Source organism: Nocardia suismassiliense (genome assembly GCF_900269665.1).
Lineage (GTDB): Bacteria > Actinomycetota > Actinomycetes > Mycobacteriales > Mycobacteriaceae > Nocardia > Nocardia suismassiliense.
On the sequence record NZ_LT985362.1, the window covers coordinates 1 to 20,940 of the forward strand.

Below are 20,940 nucleotides of genomic sequence, written 5' to 3' on the forward strand. Positions count from 1 at the left end.
GGATCGGTTGCCCAGCGCGGTCCTCGCCAACTCCAGCGCCCACCGGCCCGCCGGATCGGTGCAGTTCTCGGCCGCGTCGCCGAGCGCACGCGCCAGAGCGCCTTTGCTCTGCCCGAGCGCGGTGATCCGCGGTTGCGGCAGCTGCCATCGCTGCAGCACTGCCGGCGCGGGCACCGCGTCGATTTCGACCACCGCCGCCGCACTGATCGCGGAATCGACAGATTCTGCCGAAATGCCGAGGGCTGCAACAGATTCTGTGAGGATCGCGGCGGCGGTGTCGCCGCGTGCAATGGCGGTGGCGGCAGTGTTGAGCGCGCCGTCCAATGCGGCAGCGGCGGTGCCGGTCAGTTGGGGGGCAGCGTCGGTGAGGCTGGCGTGCAAGGCGGCCCGGATCGCGACAGCACGCTCGGCGATGGCGAGTTCTTCCAGCGCGCGCCGGTGCTGGCGGGTGATGATCGCGGCAGCGGGCGTTCCAACGACCAGAAGTTTCTCACTGACCAGGCGATCGGCGACCGCTCGCCGGTAGGTCAGTTCGCGTTCCAGCGCGTCGGCGGCGTCAGCGGGCTGGTGAAATATTGCGGCGTGAGCGTGGAGTTCGGTGGCCACACTCTGCCATACGCCGGGATAGAGGGGCGCGAACTCGCCGTGGAAGCTGAGCTGGGCGGGGATCGCGTCGATCGCCAGTGCGGCGCGCACCCAGTCGGCGACCTGGTCCGCGGCGAGCAGGATGTCGGTGCGTGCCGCGTCGAGTATCGCGTGCAGTTCCTCGCGCAGCACCAGTACGGGCTCGACCCCGAAGGGCAGGCGGTTCCCGGCACCGGTCAAGGCGATCGCGTCCCGGGTGGCCATGATCGAACAGCCCTCCCAGCGGGGCCGCCAGGCCAGGACGTGGGAGGGGACGGTGCCGCTGAACTCCGCGCCGAGCAGTTGCTCGACCTTCGTCGGGTCGCCGAGGGCGTCGGCGAAGCGCGTCGAAGCCACCGACGCCGCCGCGTACACCAGCAGCATTTCCTCGGCGTCGAGCTGACCCGACCCGGAAAGAGCTGCCGCGCGCACACGGTCCGGCCGCTCACCAGCCACCTCGACCGATGGAGCCGACACGTTCGGTTCCGTTGCGGCCGTGCTGGATTCGATACCGGCCTCTGGTGCTCGGTCAGCCTCGTGGGATGCGTTGTGGCCCGGTCGCAGGGCGGCGACGGCGTGGACGAGGTTGAACGCGGTGGTGACCTCCGGCAACCGGGCATCCAGCAGGATCAGCTGGTTGTCGTGGTCGGTCTCGATCTGGGGCAGACGCCGTTGGCGGCCCCACCCCTGACCGCGGGACTGCACACGGTAGCCCAGCCGGCCCAGCTCGGTGGTGGCGCGATCGACCCACCACTGCCCCACCCGCTTGAACTCTGATTGCTGCGTCGCACGGTAGGCGATACCGGTACGTGGATCTGTTTGCAGCATCGTGGCCAGTTCCAGCCACTGGCCGGAGACTGTTTCCCCGCCGGTCGCCTCTGCTGCGCGCTGGGCTTCGGCAACCGCCCGCTCGAAGATCTCGTCGAAACCATCGCCAGCCTCGCCCGGGCCCACCGTTGCACCATCGGCCTGCTCCGGCAGGGGAACCTGGTGTGCTGCACCATGTTCCGGCTCCAGCCCACTGCGTACGGCGGGTACCGCAGGCGGGTCCAGTGCAGCGGTCGCGTCGGCGGACACGGCTGGCGAGGTGTCAGGGTCGGGTTGGGCCGACACGACTGCCCGCTCGACATGGATCGTGAATCCGCCCTCGTCGAGGGTGGTGCGATAGGACGCGGCACGCCCGCGCGTCATCAGAATCCGGGTGCCGGGCGGGTGCAGGGTGTCCTTGATTCTGAACGCGTAGTGCTGGCCGTCGCCGTCGACTGCGAGGTGGGGAAACCCGAGCGGCTCGCCGTCGAATGTCGGCAGCGTCCAGCTGCGGGTAACCGTCATCGCGCACGGCAGCTCGAGTGAGGACTTCGTGCTGACCGGGCGGGTCTGGACCGCGGTGACCAGTCCGCTCAGGTCGGCGGTCTTGGTGAGCGAATAGGTGCCGCTGGTGCCGCTGGTGCGGCGTGCGAGGTGGTATGGCGTGGTGGGGCTGCCGGTGATGGTCAGGGTGGATTTGCCTGCGCTGGTGTCGATGTCGATGTCGGCGAGCGCGGTCTTCGTGCGGGCGGGGATGCAGATTTCGATGCGGTCGGTGGCCGGGTTGGTCCAGAACTGCAGCGTTTGCGGGTAGTCCGGTGTCGGCTGCCGTTTCGGTTTGGTGAGCATCCGGGCCTGGAAAGCGCGCGCCCATACCTGCAATGCCACCCTGGTGGCGAGGCGTTCGGCGTGCTCGGGGTGTGCGCGCTCGACCGTGTCGAGGATTTGGCGTGTCTGCGGGTCGTCGGCCGCGGAGCGGCGCCAGTGGTCGATGACTGCGGGGATCACCTGGTGGGCGGTGATCGGTCCGGCGAATTGCAGATAGGTGTCGAGGCGCCCGAGCTCGGCGAGCTGGAGTAGCGGATGATCCGCTGCGAGGGTGTCGATGATCGCGGCGCTCACCGCGCGCTCGAGGTGCGTGTCGGCGTCGATGTCGGTGGCCAGCGGTGCACCGTCGTCGTCGAAGGTGGTCAGCTCCGGGGCGGTGCCGTCATCGAGGTGTGCAGGTGGCTGGCTGGCAGCGGCCCGCACCTGGGCGAGGTCGGTGAGGACGTGGGTGTCGCGCCCGAAGCTGTGCCAATGCGATTGGAACGGATTGAACTCGACCCGACCATCCGCGCCCGGTGTCCAGCGTGCAGTGAACCCCGGCTCCAGGCCTGCGGTGGCCACGTATTTCATGCACAGGCTGTGGCTGCCGTCGTCGCTGGGGCTGGAGTACCACAGGCTCCATCCGGCGGCGGACATTAGTCGCTCGAGGTCGGCGGCTTCTGGCGGGGGGCTCGAGGTCGGGTGGGGTGGTGTCTTCGGGTCCTCGCCCGGGCCCGCGGTTGTGCCGTCGGCCTGCTCGGATGGTAGAAGTTGTTGGGCGCCATCATGTTCCGGTCCGCTGGTTGCGGTGGGCGACGGGGAAGGTTGACGGGCGGCGGTCGAGTCGGTGGGTTCGACCGGCGGTGTGCCGGGATCGGGTTGCGCCGACACTGCTGCTTGCTCGATATGGAGCGTGGTTCCGCCTTCGAGGCGGCGGGTGCGGTATGCCCCGCGCCCTTCAGTCAGCAGGACGCGGGCTCCGGCCTCGTGCAGGACGTCGGTGGTTGTGAACGCATACGATTGGCCGTCGTCGCCAACAGCCCTGTGAGAGCACGTGGTTGGCTGGCCTTCGGACGTCGGCAGGGTCCAGCTGCGGGTGATCGTCATCGCGCACGGCAGCTCGAGTGCGAGCTTCCCTCTGGTCGGCGGCGTTGCTGCGTCGCCACTGTCCCGGGCTTGTGCGGTGGTGTCGGCGTCGTGGGGGGCCGAGCGGTCCTCGTCGGCCGGGACAGGCTCGGTGGGATGTATTGGAGTGAGCAGGTTTTCGGTGTCAGCGAGCTCTTCGGTGAGCTGGTGGGCCAGGGCAGCGGGGTCGCGGTGCGGCAGCGGGGTCGCCAGCGCCTGTTCGGCGCGCAGCCGGTCACGGCGCGTGCTCAGGTAGCGCTGCGCGCGGGAGGTGAACTCGGTTACCTGGGGTGTTGAGGTGATCAGCTGGTCGCGGGCGGCGGCTTCGTCGGCCAGCAGGTCAACGAGCGGCTGGGGCGCACCGCCAGGGGCGACAGTGACCGGTGTCGGGAACTGCGGTAGCGGTCCGGCGGGGTCGAGATGGGCTGCCCGCCAACGCGATAGGGCGACAGCGTGTGCTAGATCGTGGTGCAGGAGGTGGTGGGCGGCGAGTTGCCGGTAGGTGTGGGCGCGGTCGCTGTCGGGATCGGCGTCCGCGAGGTGCGCGGCGACGGTTTCGGTGATGACGTGGTGGGTGCGGGCGGTGACGAGGTCGGCGAACAGGGTGGGCGGGTAGGCGAGGAACTGTTCGAGGTGGGTGTCCTCGATCGCCGCGGTCACTGCGGCCTCGACGAGGTCGTTGCCGCCGGCGGGCCGGTCGATGACGGTGGCCGCCTCGACCCAGCGCCGCACCATCTCCAGACTCGGCCGAGTGCGTTCGATGCCGCCGTCGCCGCGGATCCACACTCGTGTCGCCGCGTCGGGGCTGTAGCGGTAGTGCCCGGTCGTGGTGTCGAGGTTCCAGGGCAGGGTGAAATAGTGCCGCCCCGAGCTTGCTTGGACCCGCAGCTGCAGTTCCCACCGTGGCTGCGGTTCGCCGGTGAGATCGGCCAGGATGGTGTCCCATCCGGCGTCGACGGCGGCATCGACCAGTTCGGCCAGGCCCTCGAAGCGCTCGGGTTGCGGCGGCAGCACCGGCGCGGGCGGTGCGATGATCGGGCCCCACAGCGTCTGGAACCGCGACAGCACCGGCGTGGCGTCGCTCGACGCCGCAGCGGGTGCGGGTTGGGGTGGTGGGACCTCGGCCGGTTCGTCGCCCTCGTGTGGGACGGTGAGCTCGGGCTCGGCGCTGGCGGGTTCGGGTTCGGGTTCGGGGTCCGGTGTTTCCGCGAGCAGGTGCAGGCCGAGCAGCAGGTTTTCCAGGTTCCGGGTCACGACGTAGGGGGTGTCGCGGCTGCCCAGGTGGGTGCGCAGGATCGGGTCCACCTCCGCGGCCGCCGCGGCCAGGGTCTTGCGCGGCAACCTCACCCGTTGCTCGGACTTCGGTGCCGGACCCAATGATTCGGACAGCTGGATATCGTTGCGAGTGACGAGATAATGCAGTGGCCGCCATTCGGGCCGCAGCGTGGTCACACGCGAATAGATGGAGCCGCCGCGGTGGCTGTTGAAGAACGTGTCGAGGCCTGATTCACCGCCGGCGAGGGCCATGTCTGCCCATCCGGCGGTGGACAGCAGCAGCCGCTGGTCCTCGGACATGTGCTCGGCGAGCGCGGTTCTGGTGGACTCCAGGATGGCGTAGGCGTGATCTGCGACCTGGCCGGCCAGGCGCTGCCGCAGCAGTGTGCGTTCGGCGAGCGCGGTGGCGGCGTGCGCCAGCTCCGGGTCCGCCGTCGAGGTCTGCAGCTGGTTGAGGACGGTGTCCCACCGGTGCGCGATGTGGGTGGTGGCGGCCTGGCGGTGGGCGAGGCGGTCGGTGGCGTCGAGGCCGAACAGCGTCGGGTCGGCCAATGCCCGCCCGACCAGCACATCCAACGCGATCTCGATCCCCGCGGGGATCGGAGTCACCGGCGTATTCAGCGCTTCGGCGATGTCAGCGGGAAATGAGGTGAATCGGCGGCCCCCGCAGGTGCCGTAGGTGTGGTCGCGGTCGCGCACCCACCCGTGCGGGGTATTGCGCCATTGCAACCGCAACCAGGTCGGGTCAGGCTGCGTCTCCCCGGCCAACTCCAGTCGGTAGGTGTTGCGATCCGGGCCGTAACCGGCGTCGATCAGCCAGCCGCGCGCAGCCACAAACTCCACATACCTGCGAACGGGAGCGAGTTCCTCGGGGACCCGCGGAACCGCGCCGGGCAGCACCGGCCGCCACACCGCCTCGAACCGCCATCGTGGCGCGACCGGCCGCGCGATGTCGGGGTCGACCTCGAACAACGCCTGCGCCGCGGCAGCTTGTTCACCGAGCCCAGGGTTGAGAGTGTCCAGGTCCGTATGGCCGACAGCGATGTCGTCGGGCTCGTCGCCGTGGTTCTCGGCGCGGGAGGAGCGTCGGTAGTGCTGCACGGCGTCGTGGACCGTCATCGCCGCCGGTGCGACGGTGAGCAGCAGTTCGGGCAATGGATTGTCGGTCAACCAGTGAGGACGATCGGCGGTGTCGAGGGCGACCAACGCGCGCCGCCAGAGCTTCGGCGGGTGTTCGTAGCCGCCGACGATGCCCGTGCGGCCGCTGACCAACGACACCACTCGGTCCCCCACCGCGGGTTCGCCGCGGCGCGAACGCATCAGCGCCGACGTGCGCGCCCGACCTGGTGAGGTCAGGCGCAGCCTCGGGGAGGCCGCGGCGGGTTCGAGGTCGCCGTAGCCGATCAGTCGCTGCACGAGACCGGGGTCCAGGCGGGCGGTCGGTGTCTCATGCGGTGGCCCGACCAAATACAGCGGCTCGTCGGTCGTGCCTGAGTCCACGATCAACGAGTGGCTCGCCATGTACAGGATCGCGGCCTCGTCGCCGATCTCGGGAAGGGCACCGACCTCCAGGGCTGGCTCCTGGGCAGCCAACTGCGAACCCAGCGCGTCGGTATCGGCGAGTTCGATCCGTAGACGTTCCGGGTCGACGTGCTGTCGAGGGTGCGGCTGGGCCAGCTCGGTGCGCAGACGCTCAGTCCGTACTTCCAGATACCGCCGCGCACGTAGCCCGAGCGGTTCGCGCATCGCGTTATACATGTGCTCGGGTTCGACCAGTTGCCGACGCGCGCCGATCTCTGCGCCAAGGCGCTCGTCGAGATCGCTGGGCCGACCGAAGAACTTCACCGCCGTGCTGTCACTGCTCAGCACGCTCAAATCGGCGCCGGGATGAGTTGCCAGCCAACGGGTTTCGGCCGCCGCACGTGCCAGTTGCGCGATCAGCAGCCGGTCATCGACCACCGCGCGCGCCGCCTCTTTGAGGTCAGGGACGTCGCTGGACACAGCCACGTACAAGCTGAGGCGGAGGGCGAACTCGGCGCGGCTCGCGACGATCTCCGCGAACATGCTCGCCGGATACGCCAGGAACCGCCCGAGCAGTTCATCTTCCATCGCCATCGCGACGGCGGTGTCGATGACTCGGCGCTGCGTCGCGGTGCCTGCGACCGTGGGCCGGGGTTCGAGCCATCGGCGAACCAGCTCGGGATTGCTGGGATCGACATGGCCGAGCCCAATAGCCGAATGAAACACCGCTCGCGACAGGTCTTCCCGGAACTCGAATGCGTCGGCGGGGTGGCCGCGGGTCCAGCACAGCAAGTCCTCGCGTCGCCCGCCGCGCGGGTAGCCACGTACCCGCAGTTCCAACCGCAACCGGTCCGGGTCGCAGATGAGCTCCACCAGGCGGCCAGCCGCGACCGCCTCGGCGAGCAGATCACTGAGCCCTTCGGCCTCGGAAACCTCCGGAGCCACGACGGGTTCCGCCGGCTCGAGCAGTGACCGCCACAGATGCTCGTACCGGTAAGCATTCGACGGTGTCGGTTCGGCGGCGAGCTCGACCGGCCGATTCACCTCCGTGGCCGGATGCGGGGTTTCGTTCTTTTCTGCGGCGGCGGACGGGTGAGGTTCGGTGGCCGTGCGAGGATGGCCAGCGGCGTCGGTCGCGGGCGCGACGGGAATAGCGCCGATGTCCAAGGCGAAGCGAATCAGCATCTCACGCTCGGCGTCGGCCAGGCCGTCGGATTCCGCGAGCTGCGCGCGCAGGCCCGGGTCCAGTGATTGGGCGAACGCGGCGATCTGTTGGCGGGTGAGCTTAACCGCCGGCTTGGTGTGTTGAGTCTGATCACCGCTGCGCGCGACGAGCGCGGAATTCTCCTTGTGCCAGCTCCAGCCTTCCCAGTCCGGTCGCCGCGACCGCACCACCGGCGGAAAGCTGCCCTGATCCCCCGAGTATTGGAACATCCTGTCCAGCCCAGCGTCGCTGCCCAGGGCGCTATCGAGCCCGCCATGGGCGTAGAGCAACAATCGCTGATCCGCCGACAGCGTCACGGGATGGGGTGGGCGTCGCGGCCGACTCGCCGGTTCATCCAGGATCGGCAGGCCCAGTGCTGGCATCGCGTCGCCGGGCGCAGCGACATCGTCGGCTACCAGCACCGAGCTATCGACAGCTCCGGCGTCACTGGCGTGAGGATCTACTCCCTCGGCAGACGCGTGGTCCTGTTCCGCCGGTTCGGCGTCGGTGATGAGAAAGTTGGCCCTGCTGCTGGCCGTGGAGTCGACTCCCGCGGCGGGGATCAGGGCGTCGATGTCGAGCAGCTCCCGCATGACCCGCGCACGCGCGAGCCCGCTGTCGGGGCTTTCCAGGGCGATTCGCTGGGCGTCGGTGAGCGAGTCAGCGAATGTGACGAGTTCGGTGCGGGTGAGCACGATCTCGGCGCCGTCACCGGGCTCGAGGGAGAACTGGCCCGCGGGGCGCAGTTCGATCAGGTCACCGTCGACCACCCCCGGATAGGTAGTGATACCGATGTTCAGGTGCTGGCCGATCAGGTCGGGGCGCAGCTGTGCGAGGGCGTCTTTGGGTGCGGGCCCGAACGACGGCGCTTTGAACAGGTGGTCGATCCACTGGCCGGGGTCGGCGATCGCGCGGGTCAGGGCGAGGCTGCCGGGGCATAATGTGGCCGCCCACAACAGGATTCGCTGATCTGGGCTCAGCGCGGTCCGCCGGGCGGTGTCGTCACCGGCGGGCAGGGGCGGTAGTGGCTGGCCGGCGGTCTCGGCGATGACGCGCCGGACCAGGCTCAGCGGGACGCTGCGATCGCTGCGCGTGAGGTCGTCGCCCAGGCGGCTGATGCGTGAATGTTGCGGCGCATACGCCGGTGAGCCGTCCTCGCCGCGATCCCAGACCAGGCGCAGGTCATAGCCTGTGCCGGTCTCGGGGTCGCGGTGGCGCAACACGATCACCTCGGCATGCGCCGGATCGTCGAGACGTTCGCTGATCCACCCGGCTTCACCGGCGCTGGCGAGGATTTCGAGCGCGGTGATCGGCAGCACCGTGCCCCACCCGTCGCTGCCGCGCTCATTGGGCCACGGCCGCCGCGCAGCAGGCTGGAGGGGATGGCCGTCGGTGGCGGGTTCGGTGGTGGTGACCTCTGGTTGTGGTTCAGGTGGGCCCGGCATCGCGGCGGTGCGCGATTCCCGCTGGTCGGCGGGGGCGGTGGCTGCCTCGTCGGCGCCTGGGTCGAACAGTGACATCTGCGACGATGGCGTGGCGTCGGCAGCGGTGTTCGACAGCTCGTTGGTGGGAGTGAACGGGGTGTGTAGCGGTGGGGCGGTCGCCGGGTCGACGTCGAGTATTTCGAGATGATCGAGCAGGTCGTCGATCTCGCCTAGCAGTGGACCGCGGCTGGTGCCCGTGGGGGTGAGCAGCCGGGACGCGGTGCGGTTGTAGACGTACTTTCCCGAGTTGGGAACGAGATGCCAGCACAGTTCCGCCCGGAACAAGCCTTCGTCGGTGAATGCTTGGATCGTCAGCCGATAGGAGTCGGGCTCACCTGGAAGCCCGGACGTGCGAGCCAACACCATCCACCGGTTGCGTTCGGCTTTGTCGGCCAACCGCGAACCACTCTGAGGGGGAGACGGAGTCGATGCTGGTGGCACCAGATCTGGGTCATCGGGGACCGAGGCAGACGTCGCGGGTGTCGGATCGGAGCTTGACGGCGGCGCTGCACGCTCGTCGACCTTCTTCGCGGGGTCTTCGTCCGTCCGCGTTCTGGCTTCACCGGCGTGTGGGGTTTCGGTGGTGATGGTGACTCGGGCAGCTGACGGTTCCTCCGCGACCGGCGAGCGTGGCGGCACTTCGGTTCGCGCGTCGTGATGATGCTCGGGCTCTGTCGCTGCAGGTTCCTGGTACTCGTCGGCTCCGGCGAGCTGTACACCTTCGCTGGCAATCGCGACGTCGCTCGTCGACAGCGCCTCCGAATCTTCCCGCTGACGGTGGTCCTGCTCGTTCTCGGCCGCTACGGCGTAAGCGGCCTCGGGATCGCCGAGATCTTCCGTGGCACCGACACTCTGGGTGCGGCCCTCGTTCCATCCCGTGGCGAAGTCCTGCCGGATCACTCCGGCGGCTGCAGTGTCACCGCACAATGCCAGGGCATGTGCGACAACGGGATTGGCGTCGGGGTCAGCAGCGACGTCGGCCTGGTCCGATGATGCGGAAGCACCGCGGCCGAGCTCGCGGTAGTCAACGCTGGTCGCCGTGGTGGTGATGTCCAGTGCGGCTTGGACGACTGTTTGCCGCTCAGGCTCTGGCAGGCCCGTGAGGATGGGGGCGTGGTCGATGACCTCTTGCACCGCAGCGGCCGGGGCAGCCAAGCCTGCGTCAGCAGCGACCAGGTCAGCGAGCTCGCCGATAAGCCGTCGATGAGGGCCGTGCGTACGCGAACGATGGTGCCACGCCTGTTCAGCGGCTTCATGCGCTACCCATCGGTATGAGTCGATGCTGGCGAGGATCCCGCCGGCGATGCGATGCGTCTGATCCGCACTGGTCCCGATGCTGCCTTGGTGGATCTGGCGCAGATGCGCGGCGAACGCAGTTGTTGCGACCTGGTGGGTTCGTGCGAGGAATTGCTCACGGTCAGTGGAGGTTTCGGCGTGGTCGAGGATCTCGGTCCCGACCTCAGCGACGATGCGTACGAGCATCTGCGTGCGGACCACCTCGTCCGTCGCGAGCGGGTCCTCCGCGGTAGCAGGCGCTGTCTCGAAGGCGCGATTGAGCGGCGGCGCTGCCCAACCGCCGCCGGTCAAACGTCGGCGAGGCAGGGGCCCGCTGTCGATATCGCGGTCGACGACCGGTGTCGGACCCGACTCATCCCGGATATGTTTGCTGATGTCCAGCGCAAGCGCGGCTTGTGCGGTGGCGGGTGCCACTGCTCCCCGGTCGCCTGTCATCGCCCTTGCGGTGCCGCGGCCAACCGTGCTGCTACGCAGCCTGCTCGGCTGTGCTCGATGGCCCGCCCCCGCAATGGCGAGAGGGTGCGGGTTCCCCATGTTCAGGACTACGTCGTGGTTGATGTGCCCGGGGTCGACCCCGGCCGCGCGCAGTTGGTCCTCGAGGGAGCGAATCTTCGTGTGCAGGCCAGCCCATTGACCGCGTAGTGCATCCAGGTCGGGGTTTGGTGCCGTGGCAAGGCCGCTCGGTCCGCCGGGCTGACCGAGCGTCGCGACGGTGGTCGCTAGTGCGCCGGCCATCACGGTGTGCCCCTCGGCGCGGACCCAATCCATCTCCCGCACGGTCTGTGACCAGCGGTAGATCAAGTCGTTGAGTTCGCCGCCCGGTTCAGCGTATGGAAGGCCTCGTCGATCAAGGCTTTCAGTTCTGCTGCCAGTGGATCGGCGGCCGTCGTCGGCGTCGGGGCGTGATCCTCCAGGCGCTGAGCGATCAGCACGATCGCCAGGACCTGCCATTCCAGATCCGGTGCCCTCCCCCAGACCCGCGTGACGATCTGCTCGGCCAGCGGACTGGCCGCCACCTGACAGGACTTCCATCGGTCCGGATCCGGCACCGGCGGCCCGGTCGGGATTGCGTTCGTCGACAAACGCTTGCTGTCCATGCCGTGCTGTGCTCCCTGCCTCGGCGTCACGCCGGTCACCGGTGAGGTTGACCCTCCGCGACCCCGGCCCCTCGTCGACGATCCGCGGGCGTGGTTCCACCTCGGCCACGGATCACTCCCTTCGAACACCCTTGGCCGACGACATCGGAACGATGTCTCGGCACATCAGTGCCCGAACGATAAGGAGCTCAGCGCGCCCGATTCAGTGCTCAACCCACAGCAGGTGTGCCACCAGGACCGGCAGGACGCTGCCGGCCCCAGCCTCCGGCACTGATCAGGATGATCCGATACCCACCGCGATCGCGCCCAGGAACGCCAGCGCGATCACGCAGAGGAATTTTGCGAGCCACAGCAGTACTAGCCAATAGCTCTTCAGGCCGCTTTTCACACTTCGTGTGCGAATTCCCTCGAACAGCCCAATTAGAGCCGCGAGCAGCAAGAACGCCGACAGCATCGCTCACCTCCTAATCCCTTTCGTTATCCAGATCCGTTGCGTTGCAGACGATCTGGCACAGGCTACAGCACCTGATCTGCTGCATGCCACTTCATTGAATTGCCCACGAGGATTAGCACATGGTGTGTGAGCAGAGTTATCTCGTAGATTAATGCCATAACGAAAGGATGTGCATATAATGCGCGGGTGACCTACACCGAGCAGGAAACTCTGCTGTCAGCCGGGGAAGCCGCCGCGCTAGCCTCCGAGATCGCTGGTGTGCATATCGGCGTGGTCACATTTCGCTCAGCGATGAACCGAGCAAAGGATCAACGGTTCAAGGGCGTCAGCGGCCCCGACAAGCTGTTGAAATGGCCCAGCGCCGTGGCCCGCGCGTTCGGTATGTCCAAGTGGCCCGCCGCACTACTGGAACCCGATGCCGCTCGGTGGGGTCAGCGACACGGATTGATGACCGAACAGCAGTGCGTCGCGGCGGCCCGCCACCGCGACGACCAAGCTCGAGCCGCCCGCAACGAACCGGAACTGCCGGAATCGGAGAAGTACTCGGTCAACGCGTTCCGGATCGCGGTCTCCCGCAAGACCCGTGCGAATCCCGCACCCGACCCACTATCCCCCGCCGAAATGACCGCAGCCGACGTGCCGCTGCAATTCGTGCACCTGCGGTGGTTCCGAGCCCACGAGTACCAGCAGTGGCTGACGAACAAGCCAGGCAGCGGTAATCGGGCACTGGTGCGCAACGCACAGCTCGGACCTGACGACTGGACCGCGCGACGCTGCGCCAAGGAGGCCGGGATGCGCGACGCTGCCGAATGGCACCGTCATTGCCGCACCCATCCACGAGCTCGATCACTGGCAGTAACTCAACTCGGCGACACCTTCATTTGGCACGGGCCGACAGTCCAAACCTATTTGACATCAACAGGTCTCACTGGCGGATCCGTATGACTGTCACCCGGCGGATCAACCGCAAGCACGGGCCTAGGACTTTGCCGCAGTGCGCCCTGCACGTCCCGACGCGCCGCGCTAGTCCAATCACCCGCCGATGGCCAACCATCTTCCGTACTCCGATTCCAAGGTCGGTAGACAACTGCCGGTACGACCGAAAGGAGAAGGTGCCGACGACTTAGGCCAAAGGGCGGAAATCAAGGCTCCGCACACGACAACCGAATAAAGAGGGAAACCCCCGGAGGTGGTGGTCCGAGGGCTTTCCCAAAACCCCAGAAGAGGGATCACAGTCCTTGACAGACAGATCTCAGGGTAGCGCACGGCCTGCATCAGACGCATCCTCGTGCGCATCTTCCCCTGCGCGCATCAGCCTCCACGCCAATGGCGGGAGACCCACCACCCCAACCGAACCCGAGCCCAGTAACGATCGCACCGCGGTCTGGCGATTGGCGTCACTGATCGCTGGACGTCGATCTATGCGGATCTTCGACGCCGTGAGCAGCAAATACACTCGCGCCCGGCGACTGACGAAGGCACCACCGGTACAGCCGGCCGCCGTGACCCTCTACGACCGCTTCGGCCGCACCAGGGTCATATCGCTCGATTTCGATGCCAAATCCCATGGCGCCGCAGCAGTGACCGCTGATGTCGAACGGGTTCGGCAGTGGTTTAGTGGGTGCGGCGGCCGCATCATCGCTGACGCCAGCACCAGCGGAGGTGCACACCTCTATGTTCCACTCGCCCACGGCGAATCAGCGACACCGCGGTTGCTGGAGCCATTGCTGCGGCTGCTGGCCTCACGTTGCCCCACACTCGACATCACCCCCGCTCTCAACCCCTCTACAGGCTGCCTCACCGTCCCCGGATCGGCCTGCCGCGAGGGCGGGTACCGAATCCTGCGGGGGAGCCTCGCCGACGCCGAGCGGGCCTTTCAGGACCGCAGTCACCCCCGGCTGATATCCCGGCTGATCGCCCACCTCGGTGGCCTCGACGATCCGGCCAGCTCGAACCATCCAATGGATCGTCGGGGAACCCCAGCGACCAGCGAAGGACGCCAACTCTGGCAGGGCCAGGGAGACACCGCACGCTTGCGTCCCCAGTGGCAGCTGCGCTCCCCGATCCCCAAGGACCAGCAGTTGTTCGCAACCACTGGCGCACTTCCGTCAGAAGGGCGCTGGCCATCACGAAGCGAGGCTCGCCAAAGCCTCCTGACCGCCGCCGCCCTGCGCGGGTTCTCTCTAGCCGACATCCGCACCCAGTTCACGCTCGCCGGTGGTAGCTGGCACGGTCTCACCGACTCCTACTCCAAGTACGGCACCAGCGACCACAGCCAACTACAGCGCGACTGGAACACCGCCTGCCGCTGGGTATCACGAAACGCACACAAATTCCGAGTTACCGGACACAAGATCAAGCACACAGGGGGGACACCCGTCGGATCCGAACCCACTGAACGACCATCCCTCTACGGTCGCTGGCTTGCCCAGGCGACCGCCTGGGCAGACACCCATCCGTTCAAACCCGCGCACCGCTCCACCGTGCTCGCAGTACTGCAAGCACTCGCATACACCGCGTCGCTGACTGGCCGCCCCTCCTCCAACGGGACACCCACAGTCGAATTCGGCGTCAGATCCCTGGCACTAGCCGCCGGACTCATGCCCCGCACGACCGTCGCGCAAACCCTCGCCGAACTACGCGATCTTCCAGGCTCACCTCTACTACGTATCCGCCGCGCGAATGGCACCCTCGCCGACCGATATGCACTGGTCAAACCCTATCTCGACGGGCGCAGCTACTCCCCCGACCCGGTTTCGCGAGTGCAGGTCGCACCGATTCATGACGCCTGGCAGGTCGTGGGCCTTCGCTGCCGACGGATATACGACCTCGCCACAAACGCTGGACTCACCAGGCCCGCAGATCTCTTCGCCGCAGCGCGCATCAACCTCAGCACCGGCTATGAAATCCTCGACACACTCGCCAACGCGGGATTGATAACCCGAGCTCACGGCGACGTCCAGCCTGGCCCAATCAGCCTCGATGACATCGCCTCAGCACACAGCCTCGACGAAGAGCGCGCCGAACGAGTCCTCCGCTATCGCCGCGATCGCATTAACTGGGGGAACTGGCTGCAGGCTAGGGCTGCGATCCCGCCTGACTACTCCTCGGGAATCACCCTACAGTCTGAGATGGGCGCCCCGCCGTGGCACGAATGGCCAGGCGAATACGACGCAATGTGGCGATCGATCCTAATCACCGGCCCGCCAGCGCGGCAGGCCCTTGATGACCGACGCCGACAGCAGTCCACTTCTACACCGTCACCGAGCTCTTCTCCTGGCGGATGCACGGACTGCGCCTTCGCGGAACTGCCCGATGCCAGTCACATGCCTCCTTTGGCCACAGATCCGCCTCTAAGAGATGCACTAACGGGTTAGGCAATAAGAGACACCCATGCGTTTCGTCACAGTGACGCCGAAATCGGGCATTCCTAGGCCGATCCCTTGTCGACGCCCTATGTACCCATGAATGCTGTAGACAACGCGTCGGCAGGCGGATCGGCTCGTTGTGCATCAGGTGCGTGCCGTTGCCGACCATCACATCTACCGAGCACTGACCGCACGCATACGGCCAGGAGTTCAGGCACGATCTTACTTGGCAACAGACCAGAGAATACAATGGTTGATGATGGCCCGTAGTGCGTCGGCAATGACGAGCGAACCTAACCGCGTCGGACATCGGCAGATTCGTCGGGCAATGCATGGGAGACCTCACCTATGCATCCGATCGTATACGAACACGCAGATCGCGCCGACAGCACGGCGCTTTATTGTTGCGGCAACTGGCCGGATCATAAGTCGAATCGTATGTACGCGCGCGGTCCGGTTTGACACTTGGCAGATTACGTGTTTGATGTCGGGCCAGGTTCGCATGACAACCGTTTTGCGAACATCCTGGGCAATGCCTGGCCTGTGGTACGGGGTAGCAGCGGGAAAGACTTGTCGCCGAACGACCACACAGCTGTGGACGGTGGTGTGCAGTGCTACTTGACAGACGATTTGGCACTACACCACCTAGCACGCTTGTCGATACGGTTATCGAGGGGCATTCCAGAGTATTACCCGCACGGTCGTCCGACGAACTTCCGCACTTATTATCTGGCTCAGTAACGGAACAATGCCCGGCGACCCGTCCTGAGATACCTCGATAAAAGCGGCCCATTAAACCTCTGCGAGAATAAGCGAATTTGCCCGCCGGGCAACCTTGACCTGTACATCCATATGTACTCATACATATACGGCACCACCAATCGACAGCACAATTGCCCGGTTGATGTACTGAACAACTGCTACAGCAATCCGTGCACAGGTCTATATGGCTGCTCATCGGTCGACTAGCCCAACGCTTTACGGCAGAATCTACCGCACCGTCTGCGAGTCTACTGTCGTCAGGACCTTCAGGCACACCATGCTGATGGCCTCGTGGCCTATCACCAAGTCTATATGCCGGTAGTCGCGGTGGTATATACGATTGCGTGCCTTGACCTGCATGGATCGGCGCGGTTATCTGTGAAGTCGTGCGCGGCTTCGCGCCGCAATCAGGCATCGCATCGGCACAGCCACTCTTCGAGGCATCGCTCGGAACGCCTTCAGCGACCTTGACGGAAAGGTGCTCGGAGTCGCGCGTTGATCGACCGCCTGGTGCGCGATGTGCGCTACGATCCATCCTGCCGTCCGGCACCTTTCGGCCTTTCTTGAATCTCGCAGGTAGAGACGAATATTGGAGCTCAGGCAATGATAGTTCACAACTCCCAGGTCAGCCGCACAGACCGACAGCAACGCCTCAGCGCGCCGCCCGCGTGCGAGCCACGAACCTGACACGGAAGAGACATCGGAAGAAGTCATGGGACATCCACTGAGCGGGGTTGCTCCGACGATCAATTGGTCGGCGCTGGGTAACGTCATAGTCGTCGCGAACTGGAAGGGCGGAGTAGGCAAGACAGCAACCGCCGTCAACCTTGCGGCGAGGCAGGCCTCCAAAGCAGCCGTCGACGACGACGCCGTCGGTACGGATAGGGGCCGGCCAAAGCGAGTCCTTCTTGTCGACCTCAACGGACAAGGCACCGCATCGCTATTGCTCGGGATTAAGGGCAAAGCTGGCGTCGATGACGATGGGCTCGGCCTGTTCCAAGCAATCGTCACCCACACAGATCTCAAGCCTGCGCGCTCAGTTGGGGGACGCGCAGACCTCGACCTGCTGCCAGGCGGCACCTACGTGTCCATGATTACGGACGCAATCGGCAGTCGAATGAAGTCCGCCGGCGGTGCAGCATCGGTGATTCTCAGCCTCGCCGAGCGGCTGCAGCACTTGGCACCTAACTATGACGTCGTCATCATCGATACTCCACCGGAGAACGAAACGCTCCTCTTGATTGCTCTCGGTGTCGCACGTTTCGTGCTGGTTCCGATCAAGACTGACGACTCGACGCGACTTGGACTGCTTCAGCTGGCGAGCTACATACGGGTGGCGATGGAACACAACCCATTCATCATGCTCCTTGGAGTGTTCGTTTTCGGCTCCGGTCACAGCAGCAAAGCCATCCGAGCCGAGATCGGGCGCGATGTAGCACGAGATCTCGGCGATGCCACCTTAGTGTTGAAGTCCTTCATCAGATTCTCAGAAGGAGTGGCAGCGGACAGCAGCCGGTACGGCCGAGTAGCCGAGGAGTTGTCGCGGGAGATCGAGAACAACCCGTCCTGGGTGAAGCGGCGCAGGGGAGAAGCGAAGGATTCGATCGTCGTTTCCGGCGCGTCTAAAGGTGTGGCCGAGGATTACGACGGCCTTGGCGACGAGGTGTTTGCCCTTGCGGAGAAGAAGCGAGCAGAGCTAGTTGAGAAAGGATTGTGGCCATGAGCTCTCCCCTGACGAGGCAGAACCTCGATACCTCCGGTAGCGCGGGACTTGGTGACCTGTTTGATCCGGCGAAGAGAGCCGAGTACATCAAGAACCTCAGCCAGGGCGAGACTGCTGACAGCGATGTTGCGATCGACACTGAGACCGGGGAGCTCGATGAGTACGACGAACCAACACATGAGGCTGCAGTTGCACCCCAGAAGCCGCAGAGTCGAACCCAACGATCGAAGAGGCCCGGCGCATCAGCTGTGTACGTCGACAGTGATGTTGAGGCACGGCTGAAGAAGTACGGGAAGGACAACGACCTGAGCAATCTCCAGATAATCCTGGAGGCAGTTGGTGCAAAGGTCGACGTTCTCCAGGAGGTCGTGGAAGCACGCCGAATCGTCACTCGGCCGGTGTCAGACCTGTTCGATCCAGATCCGAATGCAGTTCGGTTCCGCGGTGGAGGACAGATCCCGATCACTTACCGTCCGACGCCTGCGCAGGCAGCGAAGCTCGACGAGTTCGGTTCGAACCTCGGGTTCCAGACGCGTTCGACATGGCTAGCACCCGTGCTCGACGCTTATCTACCCAAACTGAGGAAGAAGCGTTCGACTGCGGGGTGACCCGGGTCTGCCGGGATACAGCCATGCCACCATCCGCATGGACGGGGGCATGGCTGTGCCTGTCGGAAAGCCCCCTGCCATAAGCCTCCGGTCGTTACCTGGGTGTCCTTTGCCCAGCTATAGGCACCCGAGCTAATGACACTCAGTCCACGACAACGAAACCAACGCTACGAAATGACGCTACGGAATTCGTGGTGTTCAGATTCAGCGGCGGAGCGTCGCGCTGCTGCTGTCTCAGGCTTGAGCGCACCTGGGGGGGGGTGGAATGGCGCAATGGGACCCCATTGGCGCGCTGAGCCGTGACGGGGGACCTACACGGGTGTCGACGCGCCTCAGGTCGACCTGGAAGAGCGGTTGGAGCCGCCACTACGAGAGGTCGCAGCCCAATCGAGATTGACGAACGCATTGAACCTGCGAAGAGGGAAGTCCTGTCCGCGATTCGGCGATAGTCGTTCGCAAGGGAAGAGGACGCACCTGTCGTTTCGCCGTCCCCGCAGATCAGGGCACCCTCGCATGGTTGCGGGCTCGCGAGAAATGCGCACATCGCGTCTGTCAGCGGCCGTCCAACTTTGTGTATTGATCAGCGGGACAGCAAGTCTGGCATCGCAGGTAGGTGGATCGGGCCTGCCGCGAGTTCGCGGAGGCGAGGCTCTAGCGGCACGTGGGGCGGGCTGGGGAAGAGCCGCAGACCGTCTTTGCAGACTTCGACCTTCGCCTGGGGGTACACCTCGAGGACTGCGGGAAGCTGCCTTTTCACGTCGGTTTTCAACTGGGCCCGTCGAGCCGAGTTGTCCGACGCGGTGCTGCCGAGCTGAAGCCACAAGTCCGGCCAGCTCAGAAGGAACTCTTCGCGGATCACGGACATGTAGTACGTGAGAGCGACGTAGAGGTCCAAGCGGAGGGCGGAACCGCTGAGTGCGCGAAGGGCCGCGATGTCGACCGGCACAGGGTTTCGAGTCACCTCGTTGAAGAACGACGGGCTGAGGATGACCCGCGCTGGCAGAAGTGACCGCTGCCCTTCGGCGGCTTGGGCACCGCGGGCCCAGAAGAGCTCGAATCCGGCGGCGATGTCGATGCCGGCGCCCATCTGGCGGTGGGTTTCGCCCTCGACCTCGATGCTGAAGCGCGCGCGGAATAGTCGCTCCATCTGGCTTTGGAGTCGTGTGATCGATCCCTTCGCTCCTCCGGAGGCCCGAGAACCTTCCTTGAGCAGGCCGATCTTGCGCATGAAGTCCGAGAGGTTATCGCCCAGCTGTAGATCCGGGGTTCCGGTGCTGACGGCTTCGGTGCACATCCAGGTGAGCAAAAGGCGGGGGATGGTGCCGAATGGATACCCGACGGACTGCGGAACCCCGTTGCTCCTGACGATCCCCGGCTGGACCGTCAGGCTGAACTGGTCGTTCGAACGGATGAAATACGGTACATCCCCCGGGTCGCGGAAGGGGATCGACGCTAGGGCGAGCATGCTGGTGGAGAAACCGACTTGTCGCTTGACCGCGTTGTTTAGCTCCGTGGCCGCGCGCGCCAGGTCCTCAGACGTGCGTTTGGGACGACCGGCCATAGCGCCCAGCATCGCATGCGCCAGGAGGTTAGTGGGGGAGCGCCGGCGACCGTGTGTCGTTTCCGACTCGAATTGCGCATTTCTTGCGAGCCACCCCAGGGCCCGAGTGCTGGCCTCCGTATCGAGTGGCCAACACCGAACCACCCGGCTCGGAGCCCGTGGGACCTCGAAGATCGGCGAGATCCGCATCTTGACTGATCGGAGGCCCCGCTGACGCGACGGAACGACTACGGGTCTCGGTGGGCTCGCAAGGCATGCGCGTGGGAGGTCGGCTGACTTTGCGCATTTCTTGCGAGCGTCCGGGTTGTCCCATCAGACGAGGTCGCCTCATCAGCTGATCTCGTCGGCCGAGCGGCGTTCTGGACGTGGGTTCGTCGCGTCAGCGTGGCACCAGCCCCGTGTCGTGCAGGACAGCGCTGCTCAAGAGCCCTTTGTTGGTCGGCACTTTGCGTGTCGTGAGATCTTCGGCTCGCAAGAAATGCGCAATGCTCGCAAGAAATGCGCGTTCCGAAAAGCTTTCGCGATCGGCTCGCAAGAAATGCGCAGCCGCAATTATCCAACCTCCGCTCGCAAGAAATGCGCACGGAACGTGATAGGCGCTGCAAGCCGTCGGAAGGGCGATCGGCGGGGGAGCGAGTTCTCCTAAGTGCCAGCTCAGGAACATGATTGAGGCTTAGACCAGCAGGCGGGTCGGCCAAGCTCCGGTACGGTGTCGCATTCTCGGCGTGACCTAGACGATATGTCTCCGCTATTCGCGCAGCCGGTATGTGTGGCTAAATTACACAAATGCGATTCGTGCCGCGTGTCGAGTGGATCGTATCTGTTAATAGCGTCTAAGTTGACCGGCATGGGACAGCCCAGTAAGCACGAGAGAGATCTCGTAGGTGTGCGGCTCGCGCACGATGCCTACGAGACGGTCAAGGATGTGGCGCCGCCACGCCTGATGGGTCCGTACGTCGCAGACATCACTGCCCTGTTCCTGGGGCTCCCGCATCTGGTGACGGACTGGCACACAGTCGGGGCCTTGCCGACGAACCGACACATCTACGACGCCGTGCTCGAGGCTGCCGCCGAGTTGAAGATGAGCCCAGTGGACCTGACGGACACCTTGATCGCTACAGCGCTGGGACGACCTGAACTACTGGACGAACAGCACATTCCGGAACAGGGGGTGTTGCCGTTCGGCGACGAGAACGTCGCATAGCCGGGGTGTCCCGGTAACCC

The 20,940-nt window shown here is 65.5% G+C and carries 8 protein-coding genes and 1 pseudogene; 5 read left to right on the forward strand and 4 right to left on the reverse strand.

Annotated elements, in window-relative coordinates:
- From DBO33_RS41010 to DBO33_RS41020, 3 genes and pseudogenes are all read right to left on the reverse strand, one after another.
- Positions 1–10,911 (reverse strand): annotated as a pseudogene (locus tag DBO33_RS41010) (hypothetical protein); the annotation flags it as partial.
- A 29-nt stretch (positions 10,912–10,940) separates the two neighbouring features.
- Entirely contained in the window at positions 10,941–11,279 is a 339-nt protein-coding gene (locus tag DBO33_RS41015) for a hypothetical protein (protein WP_159080756.1), read from the reverse strand.
- 235 nt (positions 11,280–11,514) lie between these two features.
- Entirely contained in the window at positions 11,515–11,694 is a 180-nt protein-coding gene (locus DBO33_RS41020) for a hypothetical protein (protein WP_107661038.1), read from the reverse strand.
- Between the two features lie 186 nt (positions 11,695–11,880).
- Between DBO33_RS41020 and DBO33_RS41025 the strand changes: the two genes are divergently transcribed.
- The 4 genes from DBO33_RS41025 to DBO33_RS41035 all read left to right on the forward strand — a co-directional run bounded on the left by DBO33_RS41025 (position 11,881) and on the right by DBO33_RS41035 (position 18,155).
- Positions 11,881–12,639: a hypothetical protein gene (locus tag DBO33_RS41025; RefSeq protein WP_107661039.1), complete on the forward strand. Its 759-nt coding sequence runs from the start codon at positions 11,881–11,883 to the stop codon at positions 12,637–12,639.
- 476 nt (positions 12,640–13,115) lie between these two features.
- Positions 13,116–15,071, forward strand: coding sequence for a hypothetical protein (locus tag DBO33_RS43335; protein WP_159080757.1), 1,956 nt, complete (start codon positions 13,116–13,118; stop codon positions 15,069–15,071).
- Between the two features lie 1,465 nt (positions 15,072–16,536).
- Complete coding sequence (locus DBO33_RS41030; RefSeq protein ID WP_107661040.1) at positions 16,537–17,547, forward strand: ParA family protein; 1,011 nt, start codon at positions 16,537–16,539, stop codon at positions 17,545–17,547.
- Positions 17,544–18,155, forward strand: coding sequence for a hypothetical protein (locus DBO33_RS41035; protein ID WP_159080758.1), 612 nt, complete (start codon positions 17,544–17,546; stop codon positions 18,153–18,155). Before DBO33_RS41030 ends, DBO33_RS41035 begins: the two co-directional genes overlap by 4 nt.
- Positions 18,156–18,735: 580 nt before the next feature.
- Here DBO33_RS41035 and DBO33_RS41040 read toward each other — a convergent pair.
- Positions 18,736–19,716 carry a replication protein RepA gene (locus DBO33_RS41040; protein ID WP_159080759.1) on the reverse strand — a complete coding sequence of 327 codons (981 nt, stop codon included), beginning with the start codon at positions 19,714–19,716 and terminating at the stop codon, positions 18,736–18,738.
- 847 nt (positions 19,717–20,563) lie between these two features.
- On the opposite strand from DBO33_RS41040, the gene DBO33_RS41045 reads away from it, so the two are divergent.
- The gene (locus tag DBO33_RS41045) at positions 20,564–20,920 is read left to right on the forward strand and encodes a hypothetical protein (protein ID WP_159080760.1); all 357 of its coding nucleotides are present in this window, start codon (positions 20,564–20,566) and stop codon (positions 20,918–20,920) included.
- Positions 20,921–20,940: the final 20 nt, after the last annotated feature.